This is a genomic window from Frankia sp. AvcI1, from assembly GCF_001420875.1.
Classification (GTDB): Bacteria; Actinomycetota; Actinomycetes; order Frankiales; family Frankiaceae; genus Frankia; species Frankia alni.
Genome location: NZ_LJFZ01000028.1, coordinates 78,364 through 99,937 on the forward strand (window position 1 = coordinate 78,364; position 21,574 = coordinate 99,937).

The window sequence follows — 21,574 nt, forward strand, 5'->3', positions numbered from 1 at the left end:
GCGCCCCGGCCAGACGCCCGCCGCCGAGCCGAGGCCGCTGCGACGCTGGGGAGCGCCGGCTGGGGGACGCCGGGCTCGAGCCGTCAGACCGGGGCCACCGGCCCGGCGTTGCCGCCCAGAGGCTGCACCTCGGCGTCCGGGCCAGGGTAGACAAAGGTGGCGTGGCCGCCGTCGCCCCATCGGACCAGGTAGGGCGGGTCACCGGCAGGCGAGTGGACCTCCAGGATCTCCCCGCCGCACGGCGGCCGGCCGGGGTTGGGCGGCGACACGACCAGCCGGTCGCCGACGGCTGCCCGCCAGCGGCCGAGCCGGGGCTCGGGTAGCCAGGTGACGGTCTTCGGGCCGGGCAGCCCGCCCTCGTGCAGGGAGCGCGGGGTCTCGGCGGCCACCGCCGCGGCGAGATCGGCCAGTCCCGGCAGGTCCGCGAGTTCGGCGGTCGGCTCAGGGCCGGCCGCGGCGACCGGCGTGGGCGCGCCCATTCCGGAGCCACCGGCGGCCCGACCGGCCGGCACCGCGGCGAACGCCGGGGCCGCGACGACATCGTCGAGCGCGATCAGGCCGACCACCCGGCCGTTGTCGGTGAGCGGCAGTCGCCGGACGGTGTGCTCGCGAAACATGCGGACCACGTCGGCGGGGTCGGCGTCCACGTCCAGGGTGACGACGCCGCGGGTCATCACTGCCTCGACCCGCCCGTCGAAGGGGATGCGCCGCCGCAGCGACCGCAGCGCCAGGTCCCGATCGGTGACGATCCCGACGAGGTCCTCGCCGTCCATGACCAGCAGTGATCCCACCCCCTGCACGTCCATCCACCGGGCGGCCTCGACGATGGTCATCTCGCGGGGCACCGTGACGGGCTTGTGACGGGGAAACCGCACACCGGCCATTGCTCCTCCTCCGCCCTGCGCGCCTGTGCGCAGTCGTGTTCGGCTGTTGGCTGGCTCCAGCCTCCGGCATGAACAACGCCCAGGTCAGTGCCGTTCGACCCGAACCGGGACGCCGGAGGTCACCACGACCGAGGCCGACCCGACCGGATACGGACGGACGACGTCGGAAACGAGGGAGCGGATGTGGTCCAGCACGGTGTCGAGAGCGACCCGCAGCGGCGCCACCTCGCGGCGGGTCCGGGCGAGCAGCAGACCGCCCTGCACCGCGGCGAGCAGGGTGAGGGCGAGACGGTCCGGATCCGCCTCGTCCCGCAGCTCGCCCCGGGCGCGCATGGCCGCCAGACCCTCCCGGATGGCGGCCTCCCAGCGGGCGAACGCCGCCGCCAGGGCCTCGCGGGCGACCGGATCCGCATCGGCGAGCTCGCTGGCCAGCGACCCCAGCGGGCAGCCGCCGCGCAGATGCAGACCGAGGTGAAAGTCGACGAGCGTGTCCGCCCAGGCCGCCAGCCCCGCCAGGCTGTCCAGCCGGCTGAACAGCGGCTGCTGGAAGGCGAGCACGGCCTCGGTCTGGTAGGCGACCACGGCGCGGACCAGCGCGTTCTTGTCCTCGAAGTAGTGGTAGAGCTGCGAGCTGCTCACCGAGGCGGCGACGCGGACGTCCTCGGTGCTGGTGCCGGCGACGCCCNGGGCGTACATGAGCTCGGCGGCGGCCGCGACGATCCGCGCCCGGGTGGNCTGGCCCTTGCGGGTGATCCGGCGACCGTCCTGGCCGCCGGCACCGCCGGCACCGCCGGGGACGGGTGGGTTCATCGACGAACCCTACCTCTCTGGAGCCCTCACTCCAGAATCCAGCGGCAGGGCGAGGAGCGTCGGTTCCGCGTCCCGGTCCACCTGGCGGCCGGGGACGGTGAGTCGGTGACGCAGGCCGGTCGCGGCGAGGACGATCGCGGCGGCCATCGCGTAGGAGGTCACCCGCAAGGTCCAGGCATCGCCGGGTAGATCGGTGAACAGCGAGAGGTAGACGGGATGGGCGGCGGCGNCCACGGCGAGCCACTCCAGCCGCCCGGCGACGACGGCGAGCGCCGCCAGCAGCACGCCATACCAGGGCTGCACCGGCGTGGCGACGAGGAACGCCGCACCCACCGTCCACAGTGCGGCCCGTTCGGGGGGCACCCGGTCGGGGTCGGTACGCCACACCGCCACCGTCACCGCCGCGAGCACCGTCACCGCCACCGCCTTCGCGGCCGACCCGCCGAGGTGCAGCACGCCGACGAGCAGCAGGAACCGCGCGCCCTGGCCGTAGCCCTCGACGTCGAGGTACTGCGGGAGGAAGCCGAGCACGCCGGTGCCGACGGCGAGCAGGTGCGGCAGATACGCCAGCCCGACGACCCCGGCCGCGGCACCGACCAGCGCCACCGGGCGACGCCGGGCGGCGGCCGGCAGCAGCAGCGCCGGGTACAGCTTCACCGCCACCGCGGCGCCGAGCAGCGCCCCGGCCGCCGCCGCCCGCCACCGTGACGGCGACGCCGGCTGCGGCGAGGACGGCTGCGGCGAGGACGAGGGTGCCGCCGGCGGGCGGGCGGAGCGGCGGGTGAGCACGGCGAGGCCGGCCAGCGCGAGCAGGGCCCCGAGGACGTCGACGTGCGCGTCCGAGCCGACCTCCAGGCCGGCGAGGGGCGACAGCGCGTAGAACGCCGCGTACCGGGGATCCCGACCGCGGGTGGTGAGCATCCGCATCAGCAGACCGGTCAACGCCAGCGACAGCAGCGAGCCGTAGAGCTGGAGCTTGTGCTCCCGCGGCGGGCCGGGCAGGTAGTGCACGGCGGTGAAGTACGCCTGCGCCACCGGCGGGTAGATGGTGTGCGCCCGCGGGTAGTTGAGGCGGATGCAGTGCGGGCCCCGCTCGATCGCCGCGCAGCCGGCGGCATCGGGGAACAGCCACTGGTCGCGCAGCCCGGCCAGGTGCGGGTCCAGGGGGCCGTAGCGGTAGGGGTCGACGCCGGCGGCCTGCACCCGGCCGTCCCAGGCGTAGCGGTACAGGTCGTCGGAGAGCTGGGGCGGTCCGGTCGCCGCGACCGCGTGCACGGCGAGGATCCCGGCCAGCAGCAGGCCGGCGGCGGCCCGCCGGTTCGCCGTCCGCACCAGTGACGCGGCCGTCGCGATTCCGAGGACCCACCACACCAGCACCCCGGGCAACACACCGGCCCGGCCGGGCAGGTAGCCGGGGACCGCGCGGACGGCGAGCTGCGTGGCGAGCACCCCCGCCAGCCCGACGCCCGCGCCGATCAGGGCACGGTCCGGGCGGCTTCGCGACACGGCGGCGGCGGACGGCATGCGCCGAGCCTCGCAGGACAGCGGCGGGATGCCCGGGTGTCGAGGCGCGGTTTCCTCGTTCCGTAAGGCGACGATCAGGCCGGATTCCGGTTGCGGCGACCTACGTTGCCTCTCGTGCAACGGTTTTCCCGCGTGTTCATCGGCCGGCCGACCGATGGGGCCCGCCTGCTTTCCACAAAACTGCNGGAACCACCGGAGGCGATGNGCCGCGGCCCGCTGCGGGCTGGGGCGTTCCCGAGCACGCTGCATGATCCGCGAGTGGCGTCGCTGCTGGGCATCGCGCTCGGGATCACCTTCGGAACCTGTTTCCTGACTGGGCTCGTGTCACATTTCATNCAACATCCGCCGGACTGGCTGCAATGGCCCTCCCGGCCGGTCTGGCTGTACCGGGTCACGCAGGGTCTGCACGTCACGACCGGTCTCGCCAGCGTCCCGTTGCTGCTAGTGAAGCTGTGGACGGTGTATCCGCGGCTGTGGGAATGGCCGCCGCTGCGATCCGTCGGGCATGCCCTTGAACGACTCACGATCGTGCCGCTGATCGCCGGTGCCATATTCCAGCTCGCGTCCGGAATCGCGAACATCGCACAGTGGTACCGGTTCCGTTTCTTCTTCACCGTGACCCATTACTGGGTCGCCTGGATCATCATCGGCGCCCTGGTCGTGCATATAGCCGCGAAACTGACCGTCGTGCGCGCGAACGTGGGCCGGAATCGATACGAGGACCTTCCCCACGCAGGCATGCAGGACGCTGGCCCGCCGACCGGCGGGCTCACCCGCCGCGGGCTGGCGGTGGCGACCGGCACCGCGGCGGCCGTCATCGTCGCGACGACGGCCGGCCAGTCGGTTCCGGCGCTGGCACCGCTCGACCTGCTCGCCCCCCGCCGGCCCGACCTCGGCCCGCAGGGGCTCCCGGTGAACCGGACCGCGCGGGCCGCCCGGGTCGCCGCCGCGGCCCGCGATCCGGAGTACCGGTTGGAGGTCGTCGGCGTCCGGCGGGTCGTCTACCACCTCGCCGAGGTGCACGCGCTGCCCCGCCACACCGTGCGGTTGCCGATCACCTGTGTCGAGGGCTGGTCGGCGGACGCGACCTGGCACGGCCCCCGGCTGCGCGACCTGCTCGACGCGGCGCTCATCCCCGTCGACGCCACCGTCCGGGTCGAGTCGCTGGAGGCGCGCGGCGGCTACCGCGCCAGCGAGGTGCGCCCCGCTCACGCCCGGGATCCGCTGACCCTGCTGGCCACCGGCCTCGACGGCGCCGACCTCGACCTCGACCACGGCTACCCGGCCCGGCTCATCGCGCCCGACCGGCCCGGCGTCCTGCAGACGAAGTGGGTGCACCGGGTGGTGATGCTGTGACGAGCGGCGGCGGCAGGAGCGGGCCGAGCGTCGGCGGGCTCGCCCTGCGGGTGGTGCTCGCGGCGGCGGGGCTCGCGGCCCTGGGCTACGGCGTCGACGGTCTGCTGTCGATGTCCCGGGCGACGCGCCCGACGAACGCCGGTGCCTGGCTGATCGGCGGGATCGTCGTCCACGACGCGCTGTTGGTGCCAGCAACGATGATCGTGGGCTTCGCGCTCAGCCGACTCGTCCCGGCGCCCTACCGCGCCGTCGTGCAGGGCGCGCTTGTCGTCAGCGGATCGGTGGCGCTGGCGTCGCTGCCGCTGTGGCGTGGCTACGGCGGATCCGCGGACAACCCCTCGGTGAACCCGCTGGCCTACGGCCGCAACCTCGCCATCGTCCTCGGCGCGGTCTGGGCCGGCGCCGCGCTCATCATGGCCGTCCGGGNGGTGGCGGCGCGGCGCGGGCGTCCGGGCGTCAGCCGTGGCCCAGGGCGGCGAAGTGGCGACCGGCGCTCTGCCAGGACCCGGCGACGAGCAGGCCGGCGGCCGGCGCGAGAACGGCCAGCTCGTCCAGGCTGACCAGACACCAGGCGAAGGGCTTGGAGATGCGACCGGTGGCGTCCTCCAGCCGGAGCCGGACGGGCCCGGTCGGAGTTCCCGGCGGCTCGACCTCGACGAGCACCTGGCCGGTCGGGGCGAGCAACTGCCCGGCGCGGCGCAGCAGGCGCACCGGATCCCCGCCGATGCCGATGTTTCCGTCGGCCAGCAGCAGCGCGACCCAGCGACCCTCGGCCGGCAGCCGGCCGAACACGTCACGCCGCAACGCGACGGCCCCGGCCTGCCGGCTCAGCCGCACGGCGAGCGGCGCGACGTCGATGCCGAGCGCCGGCACCCCGCGGGCGGCGAGCGCCGCGGCCAGCCGTCCGGGCCCGCAGCCCACGTCGAGGGTCGGCCCCGCGCAGCGCCACAGCAGGGACAGATCCCCGGCCGCCAGCGCCCCACCACCAGCGGCACTGGCTCCGGCAACACCCCCGACAGTGACACCGCTCAGGGCGGCCACTGCCTCGGGCTCGGAACGCGGCGGGAGGGTGCCCCGCCACCGGTGCACCGGCAGCGGGAAGCGCCGCCCGTCCGGATGGTGCGCCCATAGCCGGCCGGCGGTGGAGCGCAGTCCCGCCTCGTAGATGTCAGTCGGTTCCCATCCATCGCCCGCCGCGGTCACCATTCCCGCGGTCACCTTTTCTGCGGTCACCTTTTCCGCGGTCGCCGTTCCCGCGGTCACCTTTTCCGCGGTCACCGTGTCGCGGCAGCGGTCGCGGACGCGCCGGGTGCCTGCCGAGCGTCCAGATCGGCGCGGGTGTCCGCCGCGCGCCATGCCGCGGCGAACCGGCCACCGGGGACAAGCCGGGCGACCGCCGTCGCGTCGGCCGCGGTGTCGACGTCCCGCAGCGTCGGCAGCACCGTCACGTCGAGGCCGGCGGCGCCAAGTCGGGCACGCTGGCGGGCGCCGGTGTCGGGGCGGGACGTGGGCACGCCGCGCAGGAGGTCGCCGTCGGGTCGGGCGAGGCCCAGGGCCCACCAGCCGCCGTCGGCCGCGGGGCCGAACACCGCGTCAGCCGAACGCAGTGCCTGGCAGGAGGCGGCCAGCAGGTCGGCGGTGAGCTGCGGCGTGTCCATGCCGATGAGCAGCGCCGGGCCGGTCTCGGCAGCGAAGGCGGCGGCCAGGCGGGCGTCGAACGGGCCGGTCGTCTGGGCCGCCACCGCCAGCCCGCCGAAGCCGCCGGCCGTGGCCAGCCACGGGCCGGCGGCGCCCTCGAGGACGAGCACGGGACGCAGGTCGGCGAATCCGGGCCGGACGGTGACCGCCGCGACGGCGGCGAGGGTGTCGGCGAGCGCCGCCGCCGCGACGGCCGCGGCCTGCTCCGGGCGCAGCGGCGGGGTGAGCCGGGTCTTCACCCGACCGGGCACCGGCTCCTTCGCCATCACGAGCAGCCTCACCGGATGCTCGCCAGCAGCGCCGACATGTCCCGGGCCGCGCGGGCGGCACCGAGCGGCGTCCCGGTGACCTTGGACCGGCCGATCCGGGGGGTGTAGGCGACGTCCGTCTCGGCGATGCGCCAGCCCGCCTGGGTGGCGCGCAGCAGCAGCTCCAGCGGGTAGCCGAAGCGACGGTCCGCGATCGACAGGCCGAGCAGATCGGCGCGTCGGGCGGCCCGCATCGGCCCCAGGTCACGTACCGGCACGCCGCGGCGGCGCAGGCGGCGGGCGACGGCGGCGTTGCCGAGCCGGGCGGGCGGCGGCCAGGCCCGCAGCGAGGTCGGGCGGCGCCGGCCGAGGACCAGATCGGCGCGGCCGGCGGTCGAGTCGACCAGGTCGGAGGCGAGCAGGGCGACGAGGTCGGGCAGCCGGGCCGGGTCGAGCGAGGCGTCGGCGTCGCACACGCAGACGACGTCGGCGTCCGCGGCCAGCAGGCCGGCGTGCACGGCCGCCCCGTAGCCGCGCTCGGGCACGGCGACGACCGTCGCGCCCCGGCCACGGGCAACCTCGGCGGATCCGTCGCGCGACCCGTTGTCGGCCACGATCGCCCGGTAGCCCGCCGGGATCCGGTCGAGTACCCAGGGCAGCGCCCCGGCCTCGTCCAGGCAGGGCAGGACGACGTCCACCGACGTCCGGCCACCATCACTTTCCGTAAACATGATCAGGACTGTAGTGCCGGGCAACCATGATCGATCATTACGGAACGAGGACGGCCCTCGGCGAACGTCGGCCCGCTGACCTGGCTCATCGGTGCGACGGAGGCGGTCGGGAGCGCCGCCGACGGCGACTGGTCGGCCCCCGTGCGGACACCCGGCCATCCCCACCGTCCGCGGGACATTACGAAGCGGGGAACATCCGCGCCAGGCGGGGCGAGGGCGGCCCGGGCTGCCTATCGTGGCCGCATGGCCCGCGTCCTCGTCGTCGACGACGACGCCCTCGTCGCCGAGGTCGTCGACCGCTACCTGCGCAACGCCGGCTTCGACGTCGACCGCGCCGCGGACGGCCCGAGCGCCCTGCGCACCGCCGAGGCCCGGCCGCCCGACCTCGTCGTCCTCGACCTGATGCTGCCCGGCCTCGACGGCCTCGAAGTCTTCCGCCGGCTGACGGCCCGCCGACCCGTCCCGGTCATCATGCTCACCGCGCGTGCCGACGAGGCGGACCGGATCACCGGCCTGGAGGTCGGCGCCGACGACTACGTGACCAAACCGTTCTCCCCGCGGGAGCTGACCCTGCGGGTGCGGTCGGTGCTGCGGCGGGCGGCCGAAGCCGCCGCGGCCCCGGAGCCCGGCGTCCTGCGGGCCGGCGCCCTGGTCGTCGACCCGGCGGCGCGGACCGCGACCCGCCACGAGGTGCCACTCGGGCTCACCGTCCGCGAGTTCGACCTGCTGGCCTTCCTGCTGCGCCGGCCCGGCCACGCCTTCACCCGGGTCGAGCTGCTCGAACAGGTGTGGGGTTGGAGCTACGGCGACCCGTCGACGGTGACCGTGCACATCCGCCGGCTACGGGAGAAGATCGAGGACGATCCGACCGCCCCCCGCCTGCTCGTCACCGTGTGGGGCGTTGGCTACCGCTACGACGCCCCGCCGGCGGTGGCCGGAGCGGAGGCGTCGCCGGGCGACCCACGGCAGGCGGGATGAACGGCGGCGGTCCAGGGATCGCGGGGATGCGATGATCGCCGAGTTGGAGGTCGCGGGGATCGCGCTGGGCTGNTCGACGGCCGCGGCCGTCAGCGGCGTGCCGCTGCTGCTCACGCTGCGCCGCCGGCCACTGTGGGCGATGGCCGCGGCGCTGTGCGTGTGGCCGATCGTCGCCGTCGTCGTGGGTGTCGCCGTGACGGCACGGATGATGTTCCTCTCCGATCACGACCTGCGCGTAGTCCTGATCGTCGTCGTGGTCTCGGCGGTGGTCGCCTCCGCCTTCGCGCTGCGCGTCGGGCGTCCGGTTGTGGCCGGGACCGGTGCCCTCACCCGGGCGGCGGCGAGCCTCGGCGATCCCGGCTACCGTGGCGCGGGGCGCGTCCCGACGACGGAACTCGCCACGCTCGCCGCCACGCTCGACGCCACGAACACCCGGCTGGTCGAGTCGCTCGCCCGCGAACGGGCCCTGGAGGCGAGCCGCCGGGAGCTCGTCGCCTGGATCAGCCACGACCTGCGGACCCCGCTGGCGGGGATCCGGGCGATGGCCGAGGCGTTCCAGGACGGCCTGATCACCGATCCCGAGACCACGGACCGCTACCACCGCCGGGTGCTCACCGAGGCCGAGCGGCTCACCGGGATGGTCGACGACCTGTTCGAGCTGGCCCGCCTGCAGGCCGGGGCGCTGCGGCTGAGCCTGGCAANGGTGCGCGTCGCGGACGTGGTGTCGGACGCGGTCGCGGCCGTCGATCCGATCGCGCGGGCGCGCGGGGTCGTCGTGCGTGGCAGTGCCGACGACTCCGGCTGCGTCGACGCCGACGCCGTCGAGGTTGGGCGGGCCCTGACGAACCTGCTGGTCAACGCCATCCGGCACACCCCGGACGACGGAACGGTGGAGGTCAGCGCCACCATGGCCGCGGACCGCGCGTTGTTCGCCGTGGCGGACCGCTGCGGCGGTATCCCGCCGCAGGACCTCCCCCGGGTGTTCGACCTGGGCTTCCGCGGGGAGCCCGCGCGAACACCGGAGGGCGACGACGGGCCCGGGCAGCCGCGGATGCGCTCGGGCATCGGCCTGGCGATCGTGCGCGGGATCATCGAGGCGCACGGCGGCGCCGTCAGCGTGCACAACCAGCCGGGGGGTTGCCGCTTCGTCGTCGCCCTCCCGACGTCCTGACCGCCGCAGCGGGCGGGATGCAGCGCCGTCCGCGGATCGTAAGATCCGGCGGCGGCCGGCGCGGATAGCGTCGGCTCCATGCAAGTTCTCGTCACCGGCGGCGCCGGCTTCATCGGCTCCCACATCGTGGACGCGGCCGTCGCGGCCGGCGACGAGGTCAGGATCCTCGACGCCCTGCTGCCGGCGGTGCACCGGGTCGCCCCCGCGGTGAACGGCGGCGCCGAACTCGTCGTCGGCAATGTCACCGACCGCGGCCAGGTCGAGGCCGCGCTCGACGGGATCGACGTGGTGTACCACGAGGCCGCGATGGTGGGCCTGGGGGTGGACCTCGACGACCTGCCGGCGTACGCCGCAAACAACGATCTTGGAACGGCCGTGCTGCTCGCCGCGATGGCCCGTGCCGGGATCGGGCGCCTCGTGCTGGCCAGCTCCATGGTCGTCTACGGCGAGGNCGGCTACCGCTGCGCCGAGCACGCAGCGGTGCGCCCCGGCCCGCGGGTGCGCGCCGACCTGGACGCCGGGCGATTCGAACCGCCCTGCCCGCACTGCCACCGGCAGCTCGCGTCCGTCCCCGTCCGCGAGGACGCTCCGATCGATCCTCGCAACGTGTACGCGGCGACCAAGGTGGCCCAGGAGCACCTGGCCGCCGCCTGGGCGGCCGCAACCGGGGGCACCGTGATCGCCCTGCGCTACCACAACGTCTACGGCCCGCGGATGCCCCGGGACACCCCGTACGCGGGGGTCGCGTCGATCTTCCGCAGCGCCCTGGCGGCCGGACGTGCACCCCGGGTGTTCGAGGACGGCGGCCAGCTGCGGGACTTCGTCCACGTCCACGACGTTGCGCACGCCAACCTGCTGGCGGCACGCCGCCCGGACCGGCCCGGCCGCCTCACGGCCCTGAACATCGGCTCGGGGACACCGCGCACCGTCGGGGACATGGCCGACGCGCTGGCCCGTGCCGTCGGCGGCCCGTCGCCCGTCGTGACCGGCGGCTACCGGATCGGCGACGTGCGGCACATCGTCGCCTCATCGGTGGGCGCCGCCGAGCTGCTCGGCTACCGGGCGCGGGTAGGTTTCGCCGCGGGGATGGCGGCGTTCGCCCGCGACCCGCTGCGCGGCTGAGATCCCCACCGCCATCCCGGCCGGGCTCCCGGCCGTGGACGCGACGAGCACCCGCACGTCGGTGATCTCCCAGCGATCTCGGGCGACGGCCCTCACCGGGGACGCTCCGGTCGGCCACGCGCCGGGCCCGATCCCCGCGGCCACGGCCACCCCGACGGGACCATCGGCTGGGCCGGCGGCGACATCGGCGTCGGCGGCGGCCCGGGCATGGCGGCGCAGCGCCAGGACGACCACCGCCGTGCCGAGCATCGCGAACAGGATCCCGCCGAGCCAGACCGTCGGCACGCCGACCAGCTTCAGGCCGCTGAGCGAGATCACGACGACGAGCGCGGGCCGGATGATCCGGCTCGTCGCCGCTCCGGCGGAGATCCGCGCTCCCAGATAGACCCCGGGCAGGGAGCCGAGCAGCAGCGAACCGGTCAGGCCGAGCTGGAAGTCCCCGAACAGCAGGTGCCCCAGCGCCGCGGCGGCCACCAGGGGGACCGCCTGGGTGAGGTCGCTGCCGATGAGCTGGGAGGACCGGATGCGCGGGTAGAGGCCGAGCAGCAGCACGACGATGAGCGAGCCGGAGCCCACCGAGGTCAGCCCGACGACCAGCCCGCCGATGGCGCCGATCAGGACGGTCGGCAGCGGGCGGGGCCGGATGACGACCTCGCCCGCGGGCGCCGGCGGCCGGCCGCGGTCGACCAGGGACTTCGCCAGCATCCCCGCCGCCGCGAGGACGAGCAGCGCCCCCATGGCGACCTTGATCCGTTCCTGGACGGCGTCGGAGTCGCCCAGCGCCCGCAGGACGAGCACGCCGCTGAAGGCGNCCGGCACCGAGCCCAGGCACAGCCAGCCGACCAGGCCCCGGTGGACCGTGCCGCGACGCAGGTGGACGGTGGCGCCGACCGGCTTCATCACGGCCGAGGCGACCAGGTCGCTGGACACCGCGGCGAGCGGGTGGACGCCGAACGCCAACACCAGCACCGGCGTCATCAGGGCGCCGCCGCCCATGCCGGTCATCCCGACGACCGCGCCGACGACGAACCCCGCGAGGGTGATCAGGGGATCGAGATCCATACGACGCCCACCTTCCCTACCTGCACGATAGGCATCGTGAGCAATTCCCGCGAGGGGACGGCGGCCCGCGGCCAGGGGCGCTCGGGACGACCCCGGGGTCAGTCCACCGCGAGGCCGAGCGCGGTCGCGACGACGATGGCCNGCCAGGGATCGATGCGGGCGCCCCGCAGCGTGACGGCCAGCGGATCCAGCGCGGACAGGTCGCTGCCGCGCAGGTCTGCCCCGGACAGGTCGGCCCCCTCCCACAGCNCACCGGAAAGATCGTTGTCACGCAGTGTGGCGCCATCGCAGCGCGCACCCGTCAGGTCCGCCTCCCGCATCCGGACCCCGACGAAGGACGCGCGACTCAGTTTTGCCCGCGACAGACCAACAAAGGACCAATCCCCGCCGCCGACCTTCATGAGGTCGTGCGTGCATCCGTCGAACAGGCTGCCGGTGAACTTGCACGCGTCGAAGCTCGTGTCGAAGAAGGAGCACCGGACGAAGACGCAGTTGATGAAAGCGGTATCTGAATAACCCGATGCGTTGAACCGGACCCCGCGGAAGGTACAGGAGTCCAGAACCGCGCCCGTGGTCGGCACCTCGGTCAGGTCGAGGTCGACGAAGGCGACGTGATCATGCTCCTGCCCAGACAGATCCCCGCCGACCTCGGCCAGGCTGCGGACGGTATGGTCGACCGCGGGCGCCGTCGGGCCGTATTTCCGAGCCGGCACGCGGCACCTCCCCAGCGACCGGTAGTGGGACCGGCCGCACGCGTCGATCAAGGTCCGGGCTAAGCCTACCGCCCGCCGCCGAGAGTGTGTTCCACGCCACATAGTCCGTGGTCGATGTTTCCGACTCGGAGGTGACGATGAACACGATCCACCGGCCGGTATACGGCGGAAAATAGTTGGTGGAGACCGACGTGCTATCGGGGATAAGGTCTCCGCGGCGCCAACGGGCACCGCTGGGAGTCAAAGGTTGAGCGGAGAAGGATCGTGAGCACGGACAGCGCCCGCACAGGGCATGCCGACGAACCGGAACGGCTCGAGGGGCGGCAGAGCTCCCCGCACCGCGTAGTGATCATTGGCTCGGGCTTCGGGGGCCTGTTCACCGCGCAGGCTCTTCGCAAGGCGCCCGTCGAGATCACCCTCGTCNCAAAGACCACCCATCACCTGTTCCAGCCGCTGCTCTACCAGGTGGCGACCGGCATCCTGTCGGAGGGCGAGATCGCCCCGACCACCCGCGAGGTGCTCAGCCGCCAGGAGAACGCCCAGGTCGTCCTGGGCGACGTGACCACGATCGACGTGAACGCGAAGACCGTCACGTCGCAGCTGCTCGGCCGGACGACGGTCCACCCCTACGACAGCCTCGTCGTCGCTGCCGGCGCCGGGCAGTCGTACTTCGGCAACGACCAGTTCGCCACGCACGCCCCGGGCATGAAGAGCATCGACGACGCCCTCGAGCTGCGCGGCCGGATCTTCGGCATGTTCGAGCTCGCCGAGGGCTCGACCGACCCGGCCGACATCGAGCGGCTGCTGACCTTCGTCGTCGTCGGCGCCGGCCCCACCGGCGTGGAGATGGCCGGCCAGATCGCCGAGCTGTCGCGCCGCACGCTGCGCCGCGACTTCCGCAGCATCGACCCCACCAAGGCCCGGGTCATCCTGCTCGACGCCGCGCCCGCCGTGCTCCCCCCCTTCGGGGAGCGGCTCGGCGCGAAGGCCGCCGACAAGCTGGAGAAGATCGGCGTCGAGGTGCAGCTCGGGGCCAAGGTCATCGACGTCGACGCCACCGGCATCGAGGTCGAGGACAGCGACGGCACCCGCCGCCGGATCGACTCGGTCTGCAAGGTCTGGGCCGCCGGCGTCGCCGCGAGCCCGCTCGGCAAGCAGCTCGCCGAGCAGACCGGCGCCGGCATCGACCGCGCCGGCCGCGTCGAGGTACTCCCCGACCTCACCCTCCCGGNCCACCCGGAGATCTACGTCATCGGCGACATGATGAGCCTCAACCGGCTGCCGGGTGTCGCCCAGGTCGCGATCCAGGGNGGCCGGCACGCGGCCAAGGAGATCAAGGCCTGGGTCGCCGGCAAGCAGACCGGGCACCCGTTCAAGTACAACGACAAGGGCAGCATGGCCACCATCTCGCGGTTCAGCGCGGTGGCCAAGATCGGCAACATCCAGTTCAGCGGCTTCTTCGCCTGGCTGGTCTGGCTGGCCGTGCACCTCGTCTACATCATCGGCTTCAAGCACCGCCTGACCACCCTGCTGCACTGGACGGTCAGCTTCATCGGCCGGGGCCGCTCGGAGCGCACGGTCACCCAGCAGCAGATCTTCGCCCGCGCGGCGTTGGAACGCCTCGGGGAGAACTTCGCCCCGTCGCTGCCGCCGAAGGCCGACGAGGCACCGTCCTGGACGGGCGCGGCCCGCACCCAGGTCCCGCCCCAGGGCACCGAGAGCCGGGAACCCACCCGGGTCTAGACCACTCGCGTCGCACGGCACAGGCCGCGCAGTCCGCAGCCGCACGCACCACCACACGACCGCCCGGTCGGACGAGCTCCCGCCGGGCGGTCGTCGTCCGTACCGTGACCTGGGCCAACAGTCGGCCGCAAGGCGCGATGACAATGCAGCGAGGCGGGATGACACCCGCCTTCCCGCGAGTGGGGACGTCAGCTGGCCGCGGCCGGGGCGGGGATCGCCGCCGTCGCCCGGGCGAGCAGCTCCCGCAGGGTGGCAAGCTCGGCGTCACTGAACGCGGCGGCGAGCCGCTCCTCGACCTCGAGTGCCGCGGCGTCGGCGCGCCGGAACAGCGCCTGGCCCGCCCGGGTCAGGCGGGTGACGAGGACCTGCGCGTGGTCGCCGGACGGCTGCCGCTCGATCAGCCCCTTCGCCTCCAGACCGGCCAGCACCACGGCCATCGTCTGCGGCGTGACGTTGCTCTGCCGGGCGACCCGCGCACCCGAGATGCCCGGAGTCTCGGCAATCGCGGCCATCGCCACGTACTGCGCGACGGTGAGGCCCAATGGCCGCAGCACCCTGGCCTTCTCCGCGATCAGCACCTGCTCGGCCCGCTTGATCGCCAGGCCGAGCCGCTCGGCCCTCGCGTCGACCGGGCGGGATCTGGCGGCCACGGCCCTCACTGCGCCCGCTCGACTCGCTGGGGTGGGCGACCCACGGATGGCCGGGACGGCCATACTGATCCGAGGCTACCGCGGATCGGAGGACCCATGACCGCCACCGAGCCAGGCAGCATCCCCGCCATCCCCGCCATCCCCCGCATCCCCAGCGCCTCGGTCGGCGCGGATGCGTCGCCGGGCACCGTCGGGCCGGCCACCATCCGGCGACCCGAATCCCCGGCCCCCACCTCCGAGGGAGCCGGCGCACCCCCCGCCAGTGCCGATGTTCCGCCGGCCCATCCGACGGACGGCGGCCCGCAGTCCCCCGCACCGGCCTCGGCCGCACGCGCGTCGTCCGGACCGATCCGATCCGGCGACCCCGCCGCCCGCCCCGCCGAGGACAGCGCCGCGCCTTCCGCCGCCCTCGAACGGCCCGCCACCATCGAACTGGCCGGGGCGAGCGACCCGCTCGGGGCGAGCGACCCGTCCACGGCTCGCGACCCGTCCGCGGCGAGCACGCTACCCGGGGCGATCCGGCTGCCGGACGGAGGCTGGATCCGACCGCGCGGGCTGCGTCACCCCCCGCCGCCCGGCCCTCACCCCGAGCGCGGCCTCTACCTGGGCGGCGCCCGGCTGCGGCGGCGGCATGACGGTCAGCTGACCTGGCCGCACGAGTGGATCGACTGGCCGGACTTTCTCCTCCCGCGCAATCCCGCGACGGCCGCCGCCCGCATCCGCGCGCTGCACGCGCACACGCAGACGTCCGACCGCATCGAGCTCGCCTGCGGCGGCGGCGTCGGCCGCACCGGAACCGTGCTCGCCTGCCTCGCCGTGCTGGCCGGCCTCTCCCCCGCGGACGCCGTCACCTGGACCCGGGCGCACCATCACCCGCGGGCTGTCGAGACCCCCTGGCAACGCCGCTGGATCGAGCGCTTCCCCACCCTCTGACAGTTCCAGCCGATCGCCCCCCGCCTCGGCGCATCGCACCCCCTCCAGCTCAGCCCGAACCGGCTCGCCCGACGATCAAGGTGTTCCGCGGAACCGCGCTGCGCCATCGAAAGCGAGCCCGACCTCGCGATGCCCCCGCCCCCACGACCACTACGCGGCCTGACCTGCCGACGCCCGCAGACACGACAGGCGGGTTGCGATCCCTCCAGGAATGATCACGAACCGGATGGTGCGCTGTGAGCGGGCCGACGGTCGGGTTGCGATCCCTCCAGGGATGATCACGAACCGACCTCCGTGGACAGCTCATAGACCTGATCGCGTTGCGATCCCTCCAGGGATGATCACGAACCGCGGACGTCGAGGAAGGCGCCGTATTCCCAGATCGGGTTGCGATCCCTCCAGGGATGATCACGAACCGACCTCCGTGGACAGCTCATAGACCTGATCGCGTTGCGATCCCTCCAGGGATGATCACGAACCGCGGACGTCGAGGAAGGCGCCGTATTCCCAGATCGGGTTGCGATCCCTCCAGGGATGATCACGAACCCCATGGTAAAGCCGCAGGTCGGAGAGGATACCTGCGGGGCGTGCGACATGATCGTTGCAGCGGTCCGGCAGTGATGCAACTGCCCAGGTCAGGGCATTGATCCTCGAGGGTGCAAGGAGGCGCTTTCCCCGACCTCGCGCGTTCGGTCTCACTTCCCCGTGCGGTCCAGGCCGCCGGGTCGGCAGGGCCCACCATCAAGGTACTGATATATCGTCGGGATATGACAGTCATTCCCGAGAGTCATCGTGATCTGCTGGAGCGGCCGCTGTTCGGGCACCTCGCGACGATCCGGCCGGACGGTACCCCCCAGGTGAACCCGATGTGGATGCTCTGGGACGGCACGTTCCTGTGGTTCACGAACACCACGACACGGCAGAAGTACCGCAACGTCACGGCGACGCCGCAGGTGGCGGTGTCCGTCAACGATCCGGAGGCGCCCTACCGGTACCTGGAGATCCGCGGCGTCNTCGAGCGGATCGACCCCGATCCGCTCGCCGAGTTCTTCATGCGGCTCGCCGACCGCTATGCGATGAAGCTCGACGGGCCGCCCGCGGATGCGCCGCACAGGGTGGCCTACGCGGTCCGGCCGACCGCGGTCAGCTTCCAGTAACCCGTCCGCCGGAAGAGCCGGCGCCGGTCCGACCTCCCGACACCGGTGCCCGCCGGCTGAGATCCGTTCCCGACCGCGTTCGCATCCCGCTCACATGCTGCTGTCGCATTGTGGGTCTGCCAGCGCGCCGCAGCGGCGCGCGACGCCGATCGGTCGGGCGACCGAGCGCGGGTCGCCCGGTCCAGGTACGGCGTGCGGGCGCCATCGGGAGAGGACGGCAGAGATGGGCAGGTTCCTGACGGGACGACGGGGTGCGGCCGTGGCGGCGGCGGGGCTGCTCGGGCTCGGGCTGGGGGTCGGCCTCGGGTTCAGCGGCACGGCCGCATCCGCCGCGCCGGCACCGGCATCGGCAGCGCAGACCGCCGCGGCGGCTCCGACCACCGCGGCGGCATCACCGACCACCGAGGACCACCCGAAGCCGGCCGAGGCACGCCGGCTGCGGCGCGAGCACCGGCTGGCCGAGCACGGCCTGCACGGCGAGGCGACCATCAAGACGGCCAAGGGCTTCCAGGTCGTCGCGGGGCAGCGGGGGAAGGTGACCGCAATCAGCGCGACCGCCATCAGCCTGACCAGCGAGGACGGCTACGCGGCCACGTACGTCATCGACGGCGACACGAGGTTCCGCGCCGACGGGAAGCCCGCGAAGGCCACCGACATCCACCCGGGCGCGACCGTCACCGTCCGCGCCACGGTCGCCGGCAACACGCGCACCGCGACGGCCGTCGCCGACCCCAAGGACTGAACTCTCGACGTCCTCCTCGGCCTGAAGGCCGAGGATTCCCGCATCTCGCGACAGGGGGTTCCCGCCTCACCAACAGATGCCTCCCCACTGGGAACGGGACTCAAGCGTGGCGGTCGGTGTCTGCACCACGCCGTCGAGCACCCGATACGAACGGACGCCGGACGTACCCGTTCGTCCCGGTCTCATACGATGGCCGATCGAGCGATCTGATCCATCACGACAGCCGCCGATCGGGATGATCCCCGCCCGGCGACCCGGCATCCCGGTCCGCCCCGTCCTGACCCGAGCCCGCCCTGCGGCGGCGCGGGTGGAACGCCTGGCCGCGTCCGCCGGGAGAAGGACGAGGCCAGGATGATCGACGGCGACGCCCACGTACGCACCAACCGGGCTCGGTGGAACGAGATCTCCGACGACTACCAGCGTCTGAACGCCCCGCAGATCCGCCGACAGGCGTTCACCGGCGACATCTCCTGGGGGTTGTGGGCGATCCCGGAGTCCAGCCTGGGGGTGCTGGGCGAGGTCGCCGGGCGGGACGTGCTGGAGATGGGGTGTGGCGGGGGGCAGTGGTCGACGGCGCTGGTCCGCCGGGGCGCCCGCGCGGTCGGGCTCGACCTGTCGGAGCGGCAGCTCCTGCACAGCCGCAAGCTCGCCGCGGACACCGGGCTGACCTTCCCGCTGGTACAGGCGAGCGCCGAGTCGGTGCCCTTCGCCGACGAGTCGTTCGACATCGTCTTCGCCGATCACGGCGCGTTCTGCTTCGCCGACCCGCTGCGGGCGATGCCGGAGGCGGCGCGGGTGCTGCGCCCGGGTGGCCTGCTGGCCTTCAGCCACGTCAGCCCGATCTACGAGATCACCGTGCGGCCGGGCCGGGACACCCCCGGCACCCNCCTGACCCGGGACTACTTCGCCCTGCGCCTGCTGCCCGAGGCGGACGGCCTGGTCAGCGCGAACCTGCCCTACGGCGCGTGGATCAGGCTGTTCCGGGACTGCGGCCTCGTCATCGAGGACCTGCTGGAGCCGCGCCCGCCGGCCCACGACGGCCGCGGCGGGCAGCAGGTGTACGACGTGGAGGCCGCGGGCGGGTCGACCCGGGAGCGGGCCACGCAGCCCGAGCAGCCCGAGCGGGGGGACGAGGCGTGGGCCCGGCGCTGGCCGTCCGAGTGCATCTGGCGCCTGCGCAAACCCGCCCGCTGAGCCCGCGGTGACCGACCCGCAGGCGACCCACCCAGGCGTGCCCGACGCGGCGGAAACCGGTCCAGCGCAGGCCGGGCCGGACGTGGCTGGGCCTGCGCAGACCGGGCCGGACGTCGCGGAGGCCGCGCTGCTGGCGGGCATGGCGCGGCTCGCCGGCCGGCTGCGCCCGGACCAGGCCGGCGGCCCGCCCGCCGTGGTGTCGCGGCGCGACGACAGGCTGATCGTGCGCTGCGGCGAGGTGATTCTCAAGGCACACGCCGACACCGCCGATCCGGAGCATCTCGCTGCCCGGCTGCGCTTCGCCGCCCGGCCCGACCTGCGCCCCGTGCTGCTCACTCCGCTGGAGCTGGCGCCTGTGCCGGGGACCTACGCGGCCCGAGTCGGCGCGCACCAGGTCAGTGCCTGGCCGGCCGGGGTGAACCTGGGGACGGAGGACGCCGACGTCGCCCCCTGGGAGCAGGCCGCGGCGTTGCTGGCCCGGCTGCACCGCGTCCCNGTGAGCCCGGCGGACCTGACCGAGCTGCCGCCGGCCACCGTGCTGCGCCGGCTCACCGACCGGGTCGGCCGACTGCGCGGCCACGCCGGTCACCCGCTGGTCGATCCCGTCCTCGCCGCCTGGACCACGCTGACCGAACCCTCACCACCACCGCCCCCGTCGACCGCGCCACCCCCGCACGCCGCACCNCTCCCGCACGCCGCACCGCTCCCGTCCACCACACCGCCCACCGCACGGCCCGCGCCGACCGCATCGCCCGCGCCCACCTCAGCAACGCCGCTGTCCCCGCCCGCGTCGCCGCCGGCCGCGATCCGGGCCGGGCGGCCCACCACGGTGATCCACGGTGACTGGCACTTCGGGCAGCTTGTCGCCCTGCCCGCGGCCGGCTGGCGGATCATCGACGTGGACGACCTCGGTCTCGGGGATCCGGCCTGGGACCTGGCCCGGCCCGCGGCCTGGTTCGCGACCGGCCTGCTGCCGGTGGAGATCTGGGCACGCTTCCTCGACGCCTACGCCGCGTGCGGCGGCCCGGCGGTGACGAACCGCGACGATCCCTGGGCGGCGCTCGACCTGCCCGCGCGTGCCCTCACGGTCGAGTACGCCGCCACCGCCGTCGCCGCTCACCTCGACGCGGCCCACCTCGACGCGGCCCACCCCGACACCGCCCGCGCCGACACCGCCCGCGCCGCCATCGCCCGCGCCGACGCGGGCCGCCCCGACGCCGACCGGGAGGACGGGCTGGACGAGGTCGCACTGGCCTTCGTCGACGCCTGCGCGCGCATCGCGGGGACGGCTGGCGACGCGTCGCCATCCCGACTGTGCAGCGGATGATCTGACGCCGGTCGGTACGCTACCGGCGACGTCGGATGTCTCCCGCATCGAACGGCAGGTTGCGCCCCGTGAGCTACACGCTGCAGTGTCCCAAGTGCCACGCGATGATGCGGACCTACAACCGCANCGGCATCCAGATCGAGCAGTGCGACGGCTGCCGCGNCATCTTCCTGGACTACGGCGAGCTGGAGGCGCTCACCCGGCTGGAGGCGCAGTGGTCCCAGCCCGCGCCTCCCCCGCCGCCCGCGCCGGGGCCGTACGCGCAGCCCGGCCACTTCGCCCAGCCCGGCTACGCCCAGCCCGGATACGCCCAGCCGGCGTGGGGTCACGGCGGCCATGGCGGCCACGGTCACGGCCACCACAAGCACGGCGGCTTCGCCCGGATGCTGTTCTCCTCCTGAGCGTCCTCCCCCAGCTCCGCCCCGCCGGGCTCAGTCGGGGCGGGACGCCAGGAAGCGCCGGACGTCCGCGGCCTCCGCGCGCAGCGCCTCCGCCACCGCCGGCCCCCAGTCCGGCGGGTCGGTGAACGGCGCGAGCTCGACGCGGCTGGCGGGCATCGACCAGGTTCCCGCCGCCCGACCGTCGACGAGGATCACCGGGCGGAAGATGCCGTTGACGGTGACGGCCCGCCCGGCCGCGCCCAACCAGTCCCGCCGGTCCCAGCCGTGCAGCACCGGGTCGAACGGGCCGAGCAGGCGTGGCGCCGGCAGGCCCGGCGCCGGCCCGTCGCCTCGGGGCAGGTCGAGCCGGCCGTCCGCACGCGTCACCAGGTCGGCCACGGCGGCGAGACCGCGGCGGGCGTCCCGCAGCGGCAGGCCCGCCCAGCGGGACAGGTCGCGATCGTCGGCCGGGCCGTGCCCGGCGAGGTAGCGGCGGGCCAGCTCGGCGAGGGCGGCGTCCCGGTCGAACTCCCGCGGCGGCGCGCCGAGCCAGTCGCGGACCAGCACGTAGTTCTGCTCGGTGCCGACGACGGGGCCGCGCACCACGAGGCCCCGCGTCGCCGCGACGATGAGCAGGTAGATCATGGCCTGCCCGGCCGTCGGAACCCCGGCCGCCTCGACCCGTTTCCGAAGCTCGTCGCGTGACAGGGGGCCGTCGTCGGTCAGCGCGCGTTCGATCCGGGACACGCCCCGCTCCGCGGCGTCCGACGAGACGCCCTCCTGCGCCAGCCGGCGACGGATCTGCGCGGCCATGGTCGGCGCGGTCAGCTCCCGCAGCCACCAGTAGTCCTCGGCCCGGACGAGGTGCAGGGTGCCGCGGTTGAGCCAGGTCACGACGAGCGACCGGTCGTCGGTCAGGGCCCGGTGGACGTCGGCGGCGTGTAACCCACGGGTCCGGGACCGGATCGCCAGCCGCAGGCCGCGGGGATCCTGAGCCTGGACGGCGAGCAGGCGTCCGACGACGTCGACGGGGTCCCGCGCCGGCGTCCCCGCCAACCCCTGAGCAGCCAGCCGGGCCGCGGCGAGCTCGCCGCCGTCCGTGGTGTGTGCGCCGGTCATCCGTCCAGCCTGCCAGCCGGCCTGTCCGCCCG

At 74.3% G+C, this 21,574-nt stretch carries 18 protein-coding genes, 12 pseudogenes and 1 CRISPR repeat array; of the genes and pseudogenes, 18 read left to right on the forward strand and 12 right to left on the reverse strand.

Annotated features, from left to right (window positions below; genetic code table 11):
- Positions 1–83: 83 nt before the first annotated feature.
- From UK94_RS24265 to UK94_RS24275, 3 genes and pseudogenes are all read right to left on the reverse strand, one after another.
- Positions 84–884, reverse strand: coding sequence for a DUF1918 domain-containing protein (locus tag UK94_RS24265; RefSeq protein ID WP_011602825.1), 801 nt, complete (start codon positions 882–884; stop codon positions 84–86).
- An 84-nt stretch (positions 885–968) separates the two neighbouring features.
- The coding region (locus tag UK94_RS24270) for a TetR/AcrR family transcriptional regulator (RefSeq protein WP_235489583.1) at positions 969–1,569 on the reverse strand (601 nt) is incomplete at its 5' end.
- Between the two features lie 355 nt (positions 1,570–1,924).
- Positions 1,925–3,218 (reverse strand): annotated as a pseudogene (locus UK94_RS24275) (glycosyltransferase 87 family protein); the annotation flags it as partial.
- Between the two features lie 738 nt (positions 3,219–3,956).
- On the opposite strand from UK94_RS24275, the gene UK94_RS64050 reads away from it, so the two are divergent.
- Entirely contained in the window at positions 3,957–4,574 is a 618-nt protein-coding gene (locus UK94_RS64050) for a molybdopterin-dependent oxidoreductase (RefSeq protein ID WP_235489625.1), read from the forward strand.
- Positions 4,575–5,030: 456 nt separating this feature from the next.
- On the opposite strand, the gene UK94_RS34090 is transcribed toward UK94_RS64050, so the two are convergent.
- The 3 genes from UK94_RS34090 to UK94_RS24300 are packed head-to-tail and all read right to left on the reverse strand — an operon-like array spanning position 5,031 to position 7,251.
- Positions 5,031–5,792, reverse strand: a complete 762-nt coding sequence (locus UK94_RS34090; RefSeq protein ID WP_235489586.1) for a methyltransferase domain-containing protein — start codon at positions 5,790–5,792, stop codon at positions 5,031–5,033.
- A gap of 56 nt (positions 5,793–5,848) precedes the next feature.
- On the reverse strand, positions 5,849–6,553 hold the full coding sequence (locus UK94_RS24295; protein WP_231861548.1) for a DUF2064 domain-containing protein: 705 nt from the start codon (positions 6,551–6,553) through the stop codon (positions 5,849–5,851).
- Entirely contained in the window at positions 6,550–7,251 is a 702-nt protein-coding gene (locus UK94_RS24300) for a glycosyltransferase family 2 protein (RefSeq protein WP_055751658.1), read from the reverse strand. The genes UK94_RS24295 and UK94_RS24300 overlap by 4 nt, the downstream gene beginning before the upstream one ends.
- Before the next feature lie 243 nt (positions 7,252–7,494).
- On the opposite strand from UK94_RS24300, the gene UK94_RS24305 reads away from it, so the two are divergent.
- From UK94_RS24305 to UK94_RS64070, 5 genes and pseudogenes are all read left to right on the forward strand, one after another.
- Entirely contained in the window at positions 7,495–8,229 is a 735-nt protein-coding gene (locus tag UK94_RS24305) for a response regulator transcription factor (RefSeq protein WP_011602817.1), read from the forward strand.
- A gap of 208 nt (positions 8,230–8,437) precedes the next feature.
- Positions 8,438–8,930, forward strand: a 493-nt coding sequence (locus tag UK94_RS64055; protein WP_313949585.1) for a histidine kinase dimerization/phospho-acceptor domain-containing protein, incomplete at its 3' end; no start/stop codon positions are given.
- A 74-nt stretch (positions 8,931–9,004) separates the two neighbouring features.
- Positions 9,005–9,400: a sensor histidine kinase gene (locus UK94_RS64060; protein WP_313949586.1), complete on the forward strand. Its 396-nt coding sequence runs from the start codon at positions 9,005–9,007 to the stop codon at positions 9,398–9,400.
- A gap of 78 nt (positions 9,401–9,478) precedes the next feature.
- Positions 9,479–9,851, forward strand: a 373-nt coding sequence (locus UK94_RS64065; protein ID WP_235489588.1) for an NAD-dependent epimerase/dehydratase family protein, incomplete at its 3' end; no start/stop codon positions are given.
- A gap of 1 nt (position 9,852) precedes the next feature.
- Positions 9,853–10,522: pseudogene (locus UK94_RS64070) on the forward strand (NAD-dependent epimerase/dehydratase family protein); the annotation flags it as partial.
- On the opposite strand, the gene UK94_RS24320 reads toward UK94_RS64070, so the two are convergent.
- The 4 genes and pseudogenes from UK94_RS24320 to UK94_RS76450 form a co-directional block, all read right to left on the reverse strand.
- On the reverse strand, positions 10,427–11,333 hold a 907-nt coding region (locus UK94_RS24320), incomplete at its 5' end, for a sulfite exporter TauE/SafE family protein (RefSeq protein WP_235489590.1). The pseudogene UK94_RS64070 and the gene UK94_RS24320 overlap by 96 nt on opposite strands.
- Position 11,334: 1 nt before the next feature.
- Positions 11,335–11,584: pseudogene (locus UK94_RS64075) on the reverse strand (TSUP family transporter); the annotation flags it as partial.
- A 142-nt stretch (positions 11,585–11,726) separates the two neighbouring features.
- Positions 11,727–11,833, reverse strand: a pseudogene (locus UK94_RS64080) (pentapeptide repeat-containing protein); the annotation flags it as partial.
- A 1-nt stretch (position 11,834) separates the two neighbouring features.
- Positions 11,835–12,399 (reverse strand): annotated as a pseudogene (locus tag UK94_RS76450) (pentapeptide repeat-containing protein); the annotation flags it as partial.
- 162 nt (positions 12,400–12,561) lie between these two features.
- Here UK94_RS76450 and UK94_RS76455 point away from each other — a divergent pair.
- From UK94_RS76455 to UK94_RS64100, 3 pseudogenes are all read left to right on the forward strand, one after another.
- A pseudogene (locus UK94_RS76455) lies at positions 12,562–12,720 on the forward strand (NAD(P)/FAD-dependent oxidoreductase); the annotation flags it as partial.
- A gap of 1 nt (position 12,721) precedes the next feature.
- A pseudogene (locus UK94_RS64095) lies at positions 12,722–13,528 on the forward strand (FAD-dependent oxidoreductase); the annotation flags it as partial.
- 1 nt (position 13,529) lies between these two features.
- A pseudogene (locus tag UK94_RS64100) lies at positions 13,530–13,607 on the forward strand (hypothetical protein); the annotation flags it as partial.
- Positions 13,608–14,228: 621 nt separating this feature from the next.
- Here the strand turns inward: UK94_RS64100 and UK94_RS24335 are convergent.
- Positions 14,229–14,690 (reverse strand): MarR family transcriptional regulator, encoded by a 462-nt coding sequence (locus UK94_RS24335; RefSeq protein WP_011602810.1) that lies wholly within the window; start codon positions 14,688–14,690, stop codon positions 14,229–14,231.
- 96 nt (positions 14,691–14,786) lie between these two features.
- On the opposite strand from UK94_RS24335, the gene UK94_RS64105 reads away from it, so the two are divergent.
- The 9 genes and pseudogenes from UK94_RS64105 to UK94_RS24365 form a co-directional block, all read left to right on the forward strand.
- The gene (locus UK94_RS64105) at positions 14,787–15,623 is read left to right on the forward strand and encodes a protein-tyrosine phosphatase family protein (protein WP_011602809.1); all 837 of its coding nucleotides are present in this window, start codon (positions 14,787–14,789) and stop codon (positions 15,621–15,623) included.
- A 190-nt stretch (positions 15,624–15,813) separates the two neighbouring features.
- A CRISPR array of direct repeats spans positions 15,814–16,171; the repeat unit is 32 nt; unit sequence GTTGCGATCCCTCCAGGGATGATCACGAACCG.
- A gap of 219 nt (positions 16,172–16,390) precedes the next feature.
- Positions 16,391–16,636, forward strand: a 246-nt coding sequence (locus tag UK94_RS64110) for a PPOX class F420-dependent oxidoreductase (protein WP_235489593.1), incomplete at its 3' end; no start/stop codon positions are given.
- Position 16,637: 1 nt separating this feature from the next.
- A pseudogene (locus UK94_RS64115) lies at positions 16,638–16,780 on the forward strand (PPOX class F420-dependent oxidoreductase); the annotation flags it as partial.
- 223 nt (positions 16,781–17,003) lie between these two features.
- Positions 17,004–17,522 carry a DUF5666 domain-containing protein gene (locus UK94_RS24350; protein WP_055751665.1) on the forward strand — a complete coding sequence of 173 codons (519 nt, stop codon included), beginning with the start codon at positions 17,004–17,006 and terminating at the stop codon, positions 17,520–17,522.
- A gap of 351 nt (positions 17,523–17,873) precedes the next feature.
- Positions 17,874–18,408 (forward strand): class I SAM-dependent methyltransferase (locus UK94_RS64120; protein ID WP_235489595.1); only part of this gene is annotated, 535 nt, incomplete at its 3' end.
- 1 nt (position 18,409) lies between these two features.
- Positions 18,410–18,716, forward strand: a pseudogene (locus UK94_RS64125) (methyltransferase type 11); the annotation flags it as partial.
- A gap of 829 nt (positions 18,717–19,545) precedes the next feature.
- Positions 19,546–20,043, forward strand: a complete 498-nt coding sequence (locus tag UK94_RS64130; protein ID WP_235489598.1) for a hypothetical protein — start codon at positions 19,546–19,548, stop codon at positions 20,041–20,043.
- A gap of 68 nt (positions 20,044–20,111) precedes the next feature.
- Positions 20,112–20,169: pseudogene (locus UK94_RS74935) on the forward strand (zf-TFIIB domain containing protein); the annotation flags it as partial.
- A 37-nt stretch (positions 20,170–20,206) separates the two neighbouring features.
- Positions 20,207–20,444 (forward strand): annotated as a pseudogene (locus UK94_RS24365) (zf-TFIIB domain containing protein); the annotation flags it as partial.
- Positions 20,445–20,474: 30 nt separating this feature from the next.
- Here the strand turns inward: UK94_RS24365 and UK94_RS24370 are convergent.
- Positions 20,475–21,542, reverse strand: coding sequence for a winged helix DNA-binding domain-containing protein (locus UK94_RS24370; protein ID WP_011602803.1), 1,068 nt, complete (start codon positions 21,540–21,542; stop codon positions 20,475–20,477).
- Positions 21,543–21,574 lie beyond the last annotated feature (32 nt).